Origin of the sequence: Streptomyces doebereineriae (genome assembly GCF_031845645.1) — a bacterium.
GTDB lineage: Bacteria > Actinomycetota > Actinomycetes > Streptomycetales > Streptomycetaceae > Streptomyces > Streptomyces canus.
In genome coordinates this window covers 226,998-239,113 of record NZ_JAVREZ010000001.1, presented here as the reverse complement: position 1 = coordinate 239,113, position 12,116 = coordinate 226,998, and the positions used below count along the sequence as shown (strand labels likewise).

The window sequence follows — 12,116 nt, the reverse complement described above, 5'->3', positions numbered from 1 at the left end:
GGGACGGAGCACGGCGCCGACGGAGGCGGCACGGGTGCATTGTGCAGGAGGGTCTGCTTTCCGAGGGCGCGGCCTCGCCCGGCCGCGTCATCCTGAAGAGCGGGGTCCCCGGCCGTCGTGGCCGCTGCCGCACAAGCACGCCCTGGTGCGGTTGCCGTACGTCGAGTACGGGCGGGACGCTCGCTCCAAGCCGGCGTCCCGGCCGACTTAGAAAGCGCTTGTCCGGACATTGGCAGACCGAGTCCGAAACCGTCAATCCTTCGTCCGCGCCACCTCGGTCACGGTTTGGACTCCTCGGGCGACCGCGAGCCGGGCGGCGCCCACGACGGTACCGAGATCACCGACCTGGCTGCTGACCACCTCGGTGGGCCAGCTGAGCCGCTCCAGCTCGGCCCGCACACCGGGCAGGAGCTGCGGATACGCGCCGGTGCTGCCGCCCAGGACGAGCAGTCCCGGGTCCAGTACGGCGGTCACGGCGGCGGCGAGCCGGCCCACGTCCACGGCGTGTCTGTCGACGACCGCGCGGGCCGTGGCACTGCCCTGTCCGGCGAGGGCGAAGAGCCGCTCGGCGGTGCGGGGGCATGCGCCGTCGGATTCGGGCCAGGCCTCGGCGGCCCGGCGCAGCAGTGACCGGGACCCGATGTATTCCTCCAGGGCCTCGTGGCGGGGCTCCAGGCCGTCGTCCCAGGGGTAGGGCAGCCGGGCGACCTCTCCGGCCGCGCCGTTGGCCCCGGCCAGCACCTGTCCTCCCACGACGATGCCCAGACCGATACCGACGCCGATCCGAAGATAGCCGAAGGTGTGACGGCCACGGGCCGCGCCCTCGTGCAGTTCCGCGAGCGCGGCGCAGTTGACGTTGTTCTCGAGGTGGACGGGCACTCCTGGCGGCAGCGCGACGGCCACCGCGTCGTAGACGGGGCCGGCCTTGGCGGTCGCCGGGCGCACGGTGCCCTCTTCGGCCCGGGCGGTGACGTCACCGACGGCCACGACGATGGCGCGCAGCGGAGCGTCGGCGGGCAGCGCGGACAGGGCGTCGCGCACCACGTCGGCGGCCTCCTCCCGGGGGCCCGTGGCCTCGGCGAGGAGGGTGCCGTCCAGGGCGCAGGCGCGGACCCGGGTGACGGCGGGGCCGAGGTCGACGGCGAGCACGGCACCCGCGGCCGGGCCGAGGCGGTATACGGCGGCGCTGCGGCCGGTACCGCCGGAGGAGGTGCCGGAGTGGGCGGCGAGGTGGACGCCCTCCAGTTCGGCGACGGCGGAGGAGACCGTCGGCTTGGACAGCCGCGCAAGGCTCGCCAGCTGCGGCCGGGTCGCGGTGCCGGCCTGGGCCAGCACGGCGAATACGGCGCTGGCGCTCTCGGTCAGACGGGGGGCTCTAGCCACGTCGTGTTCCACACTTCCCCCAGGTCACAGGCCACTCCCCCGGGCCGAGCGGCTCGGCGGGAGGCGGCGATGGGTTGCTCCGGCGTCTTGCGTTCCCGCCCGGGACAAAGGGCCCGGGAAGTCGAGTGCGTGACGCCTATTGACACGCACTGTACTTCGTTAGTTAACTTCCTAACGAACGTCACGGTACTCGCCTGCCGTGGTCCGTCAGAGGCCCGTCCCGGGGCTTCCCTAGCTCTCCAAAGCCCTCCAACTGCCTTGCCCTCCGGCACGGTTCGCCCACCGTCGCAGCACACAGCGCAACGACGAAAGAGGTTCCGTGCAGGACACCGCACCCCTGGTTGTCGGCATCGACGTGGGCGGCACCAAGACACAGCTCCGCGCGTTCGCGGGCGACACCCTTGTCGCCGATCGCGTCCGGTCCAGCAGCGGCTGGCGGCCCCACGACCCGGTGGCCGCCGCCGGATGGCTGGCCGCACTGGCCGCGGACGCTCTTCCCGCGGGCGCACGCCCGTCCGCCCTCGCCGTCGGCGGGCACGCCTGCGAGACCCCGCGCCAGTGCGCACAGATCCGCACCGCTCTGCAACTGCACTTCGACGCCCCCGCGCTGGTCATGGGCGACGCCGAACTGCTCGTTCCCGCGGCGGGACTGGACAAGGGCGTCGGCCTGGTCGCCGGCACCGGGTCCGTGGCCGTGGGCCGGTTCGCCGACGGCACACCGGTCCAGGTCGGCGGCTGGGGCGCGCTCCTGGGCGACGAGGGCGGAGCCGCCGGCCTCGTCCGCGAGGCCGTACGCGCCGTATGGGCGGCGCACGACCGCGGGGAGGAGCCCGACCCGCTGGCGCGCGGTCTGCTGTCCGGGTTCGACGTCCCCGAAGTACCCGCGCTCGGCGCCGCGTTGGAGCACGCCACGGCCGCCTCCGCCGAGTGGGGCCGGCACGCCCCGGCCGTCTTCGCCGCCGCCGAGGCCGGATCCCCGCTCGCCCGCACCGTGATCGCCGAGGCGGGCCGCGCCCTGGCCGGGCTCGTCGAACGGCTCGCCGCCCGCGGAGTGGTGGTCGACGATGTCGTGGTCGCGGGCAGTACCGTCCTCGCCCAGCCCTCGCTGTACGACGCCTTCGAGTCGGCGCTGGCCGACGGCGTGCCGTCGGCACGGCCGCGGCCCCTGCGGGCGCCGCCGGTGGACGGCGCGGTGGCGATGGCCCGTTCACTTCTGTGACATCCGCCGGACGCCGAGTCTCCTCCGGTCCGACATGACTCGCCCGTAGATCTTCGCTCGTACGACTTCAGAAAGCGCATTCGGCGCACACGTCGCCTGACGCATCATGAGTCGCATCCGCACCACCGCCCCCGGCCGTTCGGCCGCAGAACTCCAGAGAGGCAGACCCATGCCGTCATCCGCCGGGCAGCACTCCCCCGCGTCGCTCACCGAACGCGCCGTGAAGCGAAGGGGATTCCTCAAGACGTCCCTGGGCGCCTCGGCCGGCATCCTGGCCGCGCCCACGTTCGCCTCCTGGCTGGGCGCCGCGGACGCCAAGGCCGCCACCGCCCCCGCCGCCTTCGTGGACGACTACAAGTCCAACGTCATGGCGAACCTGACGCCCGAGACCAACGCGGTGGTGCGGGTCCTCGGCGGCTTCGCCCGCATATGGAAGACCGGCGACGCCTGGAACACCGGCACCCCGCTGCGGCCCGAGGTGCTGCGCGCCAACATGCGTTACTGCGCCCGCCTCACCCAGGCGCGCACCGAGGCGCAGGCGAAGGAGGCCTTCCTCTACGACCGCCAGCACCAGAGCTACGCCATGATCGGCGGCCTCGGCCCGCTCGCCGGCCTCTACCGGTCCGGCGCCAAGGCGGTCACCTCGATCACCAGCGCGCCCGACACCACCCCGCCGACCACGATCAGTGACGCCGTGCCGGCCGACGCCCCCGCGGGTTCGGCGATCGGCGCGGGCTCCTACGACTCCTCGCTCGGCCAGGTGGCCAAGCTGGTCGACACCGTGCGCGGGCCGTACGCCTCGGGCAACCCCGGCAAGTACGCCTTCCAGTACCCGCGCCCGTGGCGCATGAACGAGAACAGCGAGGTCGTCGACACGGGCGCGAAGGACGCGCTCGGCTTCCCGGTCTACGACTCGGAGGTGGTCGTCGCCACCCAGCTGCTGCGCCAGCGCAGCACCTCGCCGGTGGACGACGGAGGCTTCCCCAGCGGCCACACCAACGCCTTCCACCTGGCAGGCCTGGCCTTCGCGTACGCCGTACCGGAGCGCTTCCAGGAACTGGTCACCCGCGCCTTCGAGCTGAGCCACACCCGGATCATGTCCGGCATGCACTCGACGGTCGACGTCATGGGCGGTCGCATCATGGCCACCGCACTGGCCGCCGCCACCCTGGCCGACGCCGCGAACGCCGACCTCAAGGCCGCGGCGCGGGCGCAGGCGCTGAAGTACTTCACCGAGCAGACCGGCACCACGGCCGACACCCTGTTCTCCTACGCCCACTCGGACGCCGCCGACGCGTACGCGGACCGGGACACCAACGCCCGTTCCGTAAAGCCCCGGCTGACCTATGTGCTGAACCGGGACGGCGGCAACACGCCGTTCACCGTGCCCAAGGGCGCGGAGGTGCTGCTGGAGACGCGGCTGCCGTACCTGGACGCGGCGCAGCGGCGTGAGGTCCTGCGGACCACCGGGCTGCCCTCGGGCTATGTCCTGCTGGACGGCTTCGAGCAGTGGGGCCGGCTCAACCTGTTCGCCGCGGCGGACGGGTACGGCTCCTTCGACTCCGACGTGACCGTCACGCTGGACGCGGCCTCGGGCGGCTTCCACGCGGCGGACGCCTGGCGCAACGACATCGACGGGTGTGGCGGTCTGACCAAGCGGGGCAGCGGCACGCTCACGCTGACGGGCCACAACCGGTACACCGGCGGAACGGTGCTCAAGGAGGGTGCGCTGGTCGCCGGTACGGCGCACGCGCTCGGCCACGGCGACGTACGGGTGCAGGGCGGGAAGCTGACGGTGGGCGGCAAGTCGCTGCAGGTCCACGGGACGTACAGCCAGGAGGGCGGCGCGCTGGAGGTGACCCTGCGGTCGGGTCAGGAACCGGCCCTGGAGGTGACGCGGCGCGCGGTGCTCGGGGCTGGCAGCGTCCTGTCGCTGAAGCTGGACGCGGACAAGCCGCCGACGGCCGGGCGCACGGTCCGTGTCCTGGGCTGCCAGGGGCTGCGCGGCCAGTTCGACCGCGTCGAACTGAACTCCGACACCCTGCGGGCCGTACCCGTCTACACGGCGGAAGGTCTGTCGGTACGACTCCTGAAGCGGTGACGCCCGCGCGGGCGGGAGCTGATGCGAGAGTGGCCCTCATGAGGGGCCTCCGGATCGCTCCCGCCACCGCCCGGCCGGTCGCACCGCGGGGCGGATGATGGCGAGCGAGCAGCAGACGGTCCTGGACCCGGTCCCCGGGTCCGGGGCCCGCGACGACGAGGTGCGGCGGCCGCGCCCGGCCCGGCGGTGGCTGGTGCCGCTCCTCGTCGTCGTGCTGCTCGCCCAGATGGCCGCCGTCATGGTGACGACCGCCGTTCAGCAGACCCCGACGATCGACGAACCCGTCTACGTGGCCACGGCGGCCGAGTACCTCCACGGTCAGGGCATCCGCTACAACCCCGAGCATCCGCCGCTCGGCAAGCTCGTCGTCGCCGTCGGGGTGGCGATCGCCGACCCGCACGTGGACACGGCGTTCGACGGGCCCCAGATCGATCTGGGCCCCCACCTGCTGTACGAGTCGGGCAACGACCCCTGGCAGCTGATGTTCTGGGCCAGGCTCCCGGTGATCGTGCTGACGCTGCTGTTCGGGCTGGTCGTGTTCGCCTTCGCCCGGGAACTCGCCGGAAGGGCGGCGGGCCTCACGGCGCTCGCCCTGTACGCGTTCTCCCCCGACGTCGTCGCCCACGGTTCCCTGGCCACGCTCGACGTGCCGACGGCCGGGTTCCTGCTCACCTCGGTATGGCTGCTGTGGCGGGCCCGCCTGCGGCCACGGCGGTACGTGCCGCTCGCCGGTCTGGCGCTCGGCGCGGCACTGGCGACGAAGATGAGCGCGCTGCCGGCCGTGCCGGTCCTGCTGGCCCTGGCCGCCCTCTCGGTGTGGAGCGCGGGTCGCGGTGACGAGACGCGCCGACGGCTGCTGCACGTCCTCGCGGGTGCCGCCGTTGTGGCTCTGGCCGCCGTCGCCGTCGTATGGGTCTCGTATCTGGTGGTCGATCCGCGGCTGCGGTGGACGTCCCAGGACCAGGTGCCGGTGGTGCACGGGCTGCGGGGGACCCTCGTCGATCTGCTGCCGTTCCCCCAGGCCTACGCGGACGGGATGCGCCTCCAGTTCCGCTTCGAGAACCACCCGTGGGAGGGCTTCCTGTTCGGGCGGATGTACACGGGGCACCTCTGGTACTACCTGCCGGCGGCGCTCCTGGTGAAGACCCCGCTGGGCCTGCTCGCCCTGTGGGCCGCCGGTGCCTTGGTGCTGGTCGCGGTACGGCGGCTGCGGCCCGCCGCGCCGTATCTGCTCGTGCCCTCCGGGGTGCTGCTCGCCTCGGCCATGACGGGGTCACGCGACTTCGGCACCCGGTACGCGCTCTTCCTGCCCATGTTCCTGACGGTGGCCGCCGGGTGTGTGGTGGCGGTGCGCCGACGCCTGGCGAGGGTCTCGACCGGGGCGCTGGTGCTGTTCGTCGCGGTCAGCTCGCTGCTGACTTTCCCCTTCTATCTGCCGTACTCCAACGAGGCGTTCGGCGGACCGGACCGCACCCATCTGCGGCTGCACGACTCCAACGTCGACTGGGGACAGGATCTCGGCCGGCTCGCCGACCGGCTGCGCGAGCGCTATCCGGACGAACGGATCTGGCTCGTCTACAAGGGCAGCGGGCTGCCGTCCGCCTACGGCATCGAGGCGTCCGATCCGCGCGAGGTGCCGGTGGACGACGTGCGCGGACTGCTGGTCGTGTCGGACTCCTCGGTGGCCAAGGCGAAGGGGCGGCTGGCCGAGCTGATCGACAGCAGCCGTCCGGTCGACGAGGTCGGTCACTCGATCACGATCTATCGCCGATGATCACCGCACCGGGGGTGGGACCCGTCCGCTCAGCGGATCGCCTGCTGGAATCCCTCGGCGCTCACATGCGGCATCGCCCCGCTCGTCACGCGGTAACGGCCGTTGGGCACATGGTCGGACCTGGAGATGTGCACGGTCAGCGGGCCCGCCCATTCATAGCCCTGCCGCTCGCCGTGCCGGGCCAGGCTGTCCGTGAGCTCCTGGCCCACACTGCTGCCCCGGCGCACCAGTTCGTCGTAGGCGAAGTCCGCGAGCTCCACGTCGTAGGCGTTCGGGACCACCACCCGGCTCTCACTGCACACGACCACGTGGCTGTCGCACTCGCGCCGCAGCGCCTCGAGGAGTTCGACGGGCTCGCGGTCGAGGACCCGCGCCCACAGTGCCTCCCATCCGTGCTCCATGGCCTGTTCCAGCGTGCTCAGCGCACCCATTGCGTCTCTCCTGCCGAAAGCTCTGGTTTCGCGTGCGGCGTCATTCCTGGGCGAAGTCGTCGGGCTCCACCCGCGCCTCCTCGAACGCCTCGCGCAGGGTGCGGCCGCTTCCGCCGGGGGCCTGGGGTGTGTCCTCGTCGCCGGTCCGCAGCTCGGGCCGGTCCTTCTCGGGGACGGTCATACGGGACTGCTCCTCGGATGTCGTCGAAGGGTGTGCGCAGGGGCGGGTTCCCGTCCGGCGGCCACATATCCGTCCCTCCCGGCGGTCGCCGGATCCTTTCGCACAAACGCTGGTCACCGAGGGGTGTGAGCTATGTTGACTCCCCGTGGCAGACAAAGGAGGCGCCTCGGTGTCATCGCCGCAGCAGGCACGCGCACAGGCATCCGCGATCACCTCGGGCAAGACCGCACCGGAAGCGGAGGCCGCCCCGGCCTCCCAGCTCAGGTCCCTCTTCGACCGGCCCCGGCTCTCCCCGGGGCAGCGGCGCATCGCGCAGTACCTGATCGAGCACATCACCGAAGCGGCGTTCCTCTCCATCACCGATCTCGCCGAGCGTGTCGGCGTGAGCCAGCCCTCGGTGACGCGGTTCGCCGCGGCCGTGGGCTTCAGCGGCTACCCCGCCCTGCGGGAGAAGCTCCAGTCGATCGCGCTCAGCACGCTCGCCGGCGGCCCGGTCGCCGATGACGAGTCCCGCGGCAACGAACTGCAGGCCGCGGTCGACGCGGAGATCGAGAACCTGGAGAACCTGCGCCGCGACTTCGCCGACCCCGACCGGATGATCGAGCTCGGCCGCAAGCTGTCCGAGTCGACGCCGCTGACCCTCCTGGGTCTGCGCATCTCGGCGTCCCTGGCCGAGTACTTCGCCTACGCGGCCCGCCGTATCCATCCCGACGTGCGGGTGGTCACCCGCGGCGGCAGCGTCGCCTACGACGCTCTCCTGCAGTCTCGTGAGGCGGGCGGCACCTGGGTGCTCGCGTTCTCGATGCCGCGGCACGCCCAGGAGACCCTCACCGCGCTGCGGGTCGCCCGCAGCGCCGGACTGAAGGTCGCCCTCGTCACGGACCTGGCGCTCGGGCACGTGGCCGACGAGGCGGACGTCCTCTTCACCACCGGCACGGGCTCCCGGCTGGTCTTCGACTCCTACGCGGCACCCGGTGTGATCGCCGCCGCCCTGCTCCAGGCCATGACCGACGCCGACCCCGAGCGCACCCAGGCACGGCTCGAGGAGTACGAACAGATCTCCGACCAGCACCAGTTCTTCCTCAGGGACTGACCCCTCCACCCCCGGTCATACGGCTTCACAAGGGGACCATCCGTAATAAATCGAGCATGAATGTTTTCATACTCCTTGCCAAGTGGACGGCATATATAAATACTTCTCACGGATCACCCCCGGGACCACTCCGGGACCCGTCCGCACCCCTGTCCCCGTCTGCACCCCCCACACCGCCCGAGAGGGCTCCTGTACGGGCATCCCGAGCCGTCGTCACCTACCCGCGTCGGCGCCCGGGATGTTCGATGGGCCTCGCCTGCACGCGAGCCCTTGGCGGCCCCGGTCATCCCCTAGACCGGGGCCGCACAACCCCTCGGACCACCCGCACGACGCCGTACACCCGGAAGCGATCACCATGCCCCTGACGACCACGCGGACCACCACCCTTACCGGCCCGGACTGGCCGTGCCAGGTCAAGACGCCCGGCAGCTACGACTGGGAGCGCTCCGCGGCCAAGTGGCTGCGCGAGCTCGTGCCGGCGCGGTACGCGAGCTACCCGGCCCTGATGCGGCACACCGTTCTCCTCGCCCGGCACGCGCAGATCCAGGTCCAGCACGAGATCCGGGTCGCCCGCACCGCGCTGCAGACCGCCCGCGCGGACCTGCCGTCGCTCGGGCTGCCGGAGTCGGTCATCGAGCACACGATCAAGCTCTACGCCGCCGAGGTCCTGCAGCTCCAGCACATCGCCCGCAGCATCCGCGCGGTCACCCAGGCCCTGGTCGACCACCACCACGGGCGCTGACCCTCCCCGAGGGCATGACCCACGCCGTACGTGGGACCCGTGGTCACCATGAGCACCACCGAAGTACGGCGCGGGGACCCGGTCACCACGGTCCTCACCTGGGAGGTGCGCCCCGGCCGAGAGCAGGAGTTCGAGCGCTGGACGCGCGGGATCACCCGCTGCGCCAGACGGTTCCCGGGCAATGAGGGCGTCTCCTGGCTGCGTCCCGAGGACGGTCACCGCTTCCACGCCGTGCTGCGCTGGTCCGACGCGCGCCGACTCACCGCCTGGCTGGAGTCGGACGAGCGGGCGGCCTGGCACGCGCGGATCGACGACGTCGCCATCGAACTCGGCAGCGAACGGCAGTCGACCACCGGGCTGGAGACCTGGTTCAGCCTGCCCGGCACCACGGTGCGGCCCCCGGTCCGCTGGAAGATGGTGCTGACCACGTTCCTCGGCGCCTTCCCGTGCACGCTGCTGATCCAGTGGCTGGTGACGCCCCGCACGGCCGCCTGGCCCCTGCCGCTGCGGGCCGCGGTGTTCCCGGTGGTGCTGCTGCCGCTCCTCACGTACCTGGTGATGCCGCTTCTGAGCCGGCTGCTGCGAAGGTGGCTGTACCCGCCGCCCGGTCACTGACCCCGCGGCGAACCGGGGCGCGCGGCCGGTTCCGTCAACCGGCGGGCTCACCGGTGCGTGGGATGTCTGTTGACAAGAGCGCGAACGGCAGGTGGCGCATGTGCGATGCTCAACGCGTGATGAGCGAGTCCACCGACCCTTCACACGCCGGTACCGCGCCCGACATTGCCGCGCTGGCCAAGGTCGTGGCCAGACAACGCGCGGAAATGGACCGGTTGCGGGCCCAGGCCGCCACCTCGGCGGTGCTGGAACGGACCAAGGGCGCGCTCATGGCGCTGACCGGGTGCACTCCGGACGCGGCCGGCGAGGAGCTGCTCCAGCGCGCCAAGGCCGGCAACCGCACCTTGCTGGCGGAATGCTGGATCACCCTCGGCGCCCTGGTGCCCCCGCTGCCCGGCGCCGCTCAGGAAGCCCGCCCCGGCCACGGCTTCACCGGCATACCCCTGGCCGCCGTTCCCGGACAGGCCGGTCCGCGGGCCGCTCGGCCGGGCGCCGCCGTCCCCACCGCGCGGGACACCTGCGACCTGGACGACGGCTTCTCCGCGCTCGGCCGCCTCGGCAAGGCCCTCGTCCATGTCGCCACCCCCCAGGACCTGGCCGGCTGTCTCCTGGAGGAACTCGCTGCGGACGTCGACGCCGACGCTCTCCTGCTCTTCCGGGCGCTGCCGGCCGGCGGGCTGGAAATGATCGGCCATGCCGGCGTCGAAGCCACCCTGGCCACCCAGTGGGCCCAGGTTCCCCCGCTGAGCGGCATCCCCGCGCTCGACGCGCTCCGGGCGCGGGAGCCCCGCTGGCTGGAGGACTTCGCGAGGGACCAGGAGCAGCACCTGCTCATAGGGGATCCGCCCGAGCGCTGGCTGTCCCGGGCCTGGCTGCCGGTGCCGACGGGCGACGGTGCCGAGGTCTGCATCGGGATCCTGCGCGCGCGCAGCGGTCCGTTCTCACCGCAGGCCCGGCAGCTGCTGCGGGCGGTCGCCCGGCTGTGTGCCGGGTGGCTGCGCTCCTTCGGCCCCCGGTCGGAGCACAGTGCCGCCGCCTCGGCCGCCGCCGCCCAGCCGGTGTTCGACTCGCTGCCGGGCTCGGCAATGCTGCTCACGCCACTGCGCGGCCCCTCCGGAGAAGTCGAGGACTACCGCATCGACGCCGCCACGGCGGAGGCGGTCGACGTCGCGGGCCGCACCGGCAGGCAACTGCTCGGCCGACGGATCCTGGAGTGCTTCCCGAGCATGGCGGAGGAGGCGGTGTGGCACGGCTGCCTGCGCACGCTGACCACCGGCGAACCGTTCGAGGGCGAGCCGTTCGCCTACCAGGAGGTCGTGGACGGCGCCGCCGCACTGGCCACGTACGCGGTGCACTCGGCCCGCCTCGGCGGCGCCCTGGTCGTCACCTGGGTCCGGCACGACTCCTCCGACCGGCAGGAACAGCGGCTGGCGGACGTGCAGCGGCTGGGGAACCTGGGCTGGGCCAACTGGAACCTGGTCACCGACGAGGGGAGCTGGTCCTCCCAGGCCTTCCTCGTCCTGAACCGGGATCCGGCCCTCGGACCGGTCCGGCTCGCCGACCTGCCGGAGCTCGCGCTGCCCGAGGACGCCCCCCTGCTGGCCCGGGCCGTGCGCGACCTCGTGCGCACCGGGCGGCAGTTCGACGTCCCGTTCCGGGTCCGGACGGGCGATGAGGTCCGCCATCTGCGGATGGTCGCCGAGGTGGTGGCGGACACCGACAACAAGCCCGCCGAGGTGCACGGCTTCGTCCAGGACCTCACCGCGCAGCGCAGCGCCGAGCTCGCCCTGGTCGAGAGTGAGCAGGCCATCGTGACGCAGCACGGCGTGCTGCGCGCCGAGCGGACCCTGGCCGCCCGCCTCCAGCACGCGCTGCTGCCGCTGCCGACCCGGCCGGTCCGCCTCGCCGGGCTGCGGGTCGAAGTGGCCTATCTGCCCGCCCAGTCGGGGATCCACGTCGGCGGCGACTGGTTCAGCGCCATCGAACTGCCCGACGGCGACGCCCTGTTCGTCGTCGGTGACGTGGCCGGGCACGGCATCGACGCCGTGGCCACGATGGCCCAACTGCGCTTCACCGCCAAGGGCATGGTCATCACGGGCTCGTCGCTGACCGGAGCGCTCGCCCGTCTCAACACCCTGCTGCTGCACTCGCGCGACTCCCACGGCACCGCGACCATGGTCCTGGCCCGCTACGACCCCGCTGAGCACTGCCTGGTGTGGGCACAGGCCGGCCATCCGCCGCCGCTGCTGGTGCGCGACGGAGAGGTGCGCTACCTCCAGCGCCCGCCCGGGATACTGCTGGGGGCGTGCTCCGATCCGAACTTCGAGGAGGCGCGCTGCGTCCTGGAGCCGGGTGACCGGGTCCTCCTTTACACGGACGGCCTGGTCGAGCGCCCCACGGAGGGCATCGACCGGGGCCTGGACCGGCTCGCCGCGGCGGTCGCGGCACACCACGCGGACGAGCCCGGTTCCCTGGCACCGCTGCTGACCTCGGTGCTGGAGGGCGAGCGTCGCGACGACGTCTGCGTCGTGGACATCCGGGTGCCGTCCGGGACGGAATGAGCACCCGGGACGCGCG

Annotated in this window: 10 protein-coding genes; 7 read left to right on the top strand and 3 right to left on the bottom strand. The window is 72.6% G+C overall.

The features are described from left to right. Positions 1-252 precede the first annotated feature (252 nt). A complete protein-coding gene (locus RNB18_RS01115) occupies positions 253-1,383 on the bottom strand; it encodes an ROK family protein (RefSeq protein WP_311712226.1) in 1,131 nt (376 codons plus the stop codon). Positions 1,384-1,702: 319 nt separating this feature from the next. Here RNB18_RS01115 and RNB18_RS01110 point away from each other — a divergent pair, with 319 nt between their 5' ends. The 3 genes from RNB18_RS01110 (at position 1,703) to RNB18_RS01100 (ending at position 6,477) form a co-directional block, all read left to right on the top strand. After that, the gene (locus RNB18_RS01110; protein ID WP_311712225.1) at positions 1,703-2,602 is read left to right on the top strand and encodes an N-acetylglucosamine kinase; all 900 of its coding nucleotides are present in this window, start codon (positions 1,703-1,705) and stop codon (positions 2,600-2,602) included. A gap of 169 nt (positions 2,603-2,771) precedes the next feature. After that, a complete protein-coding gene (locus tag RNB18_RS01105) occupies positions 2,772-4,703 on the top strand; it encodes a phosphatase PAP2 family protein (RefSeq protein WP_311712224.1) in 1,932 nt (643 codons plus the stop codon). Positions 4,704-4,797: 94 nt separating this feature from the next. Next, complete coding sequence (locus RNB18_RS01100) at positions 4,798-6,477, top strand: ArnT family glycosyltransferase (RefSeq protein WP_311712223.1); 1,680 nt, start codon at positions 4,798-4,800, stop codon at positions 6,475-6,477. Between the two features lie 29 nt (positions 6,478-6,506). Here the strand turns inward: RNB18_RS01100 and RNB18_RS01095 are convergent, their stop codons facing one another. Next, a complete protein-coding gene (locus tag RNB18_RS01095) occupies positions 6,507-6,908 on the bottom strand; it encodes a DUF3662 domain-containing protein (RefSeq protein WP_311712222.1) in 402 nt (133 codons plus the stop codon). Between the two features lie 40 nt (positions 6,909-6,948). Then, the gene (locus RNB18_RS01090) at positions 6,949-7,089 is read right to left on the bottom strand and encodes a hypothetical protein (protein WP_311712221.1); all 141 of its coding nucleotides are present in this window, start codon (positions 7,087-7,089) and stop codon (positions 6,949-6,951) included. Between the two features lie 169 nt (positions 7,090-7,258). Between RNB18_RS01090 and RNB18_RS01085 the strand changes: the two genes are divergently transcribed. The 4 genes from RNB18_RS01085 to RNB18_RS01070 all read left to right on the top strand — a co-directional run bounded on the left by RNB18_RS01085 (position 7,259) and on the right by RNB18_RS01070 (position 12,100). Next, the gene (locus RNB18_RS01085; RefSeq protein WP_311712220.1) at positions 7,259-8,182 is read left to right on the top strand and encodes a MurR/RpiR family transcriptional regulator; all 924 of its coding nucleotides are present in this window, start codon (positions 7,259-7,261) and stop codon (positions 8,180-8,182) included. A 355-nt stretch (positions 8,183-8,537) separates the two neighbouring features. Beyond that, positions 8,538-8,924 carry a hypothetical protein gene (locus tag RNB18_RS01080; protein ID WP_057613037.1) on the top strand — a complete coding sequence of 129 codons (387 nt, stop codon included), beginning with the start codon at positions 8,538-8,540 and terminating at the stop codon, positions 8,922-8,924. Positions 8,925-8,972: 48 nt separating this feature from the next. Next, positions 8,973-9,539, top strand: coding sequence for an antibiotic biosynthesis monooxygenase (locus RNB18_RS01075; protein ID WP_311712219.1), 567 nt, complete (start codon positions 8,973-8,975; stop codon positions 9,537-9,539). Between the two features lie 119 nt (positions 9,540-9,658). Then, complete coding sequence (locus RNB18_RS01070) at positions 9,659-12,100, top strand: SpoIIE family protein phosphatase (protein ID WP_311712985.1); 2,442 nt, start codon at positions 9,659-9,661, stop codon at positions 12,098-12,100. The last annotated feature ends 16 nt before the right edge of the window (positions 12,101-12,116 follow it).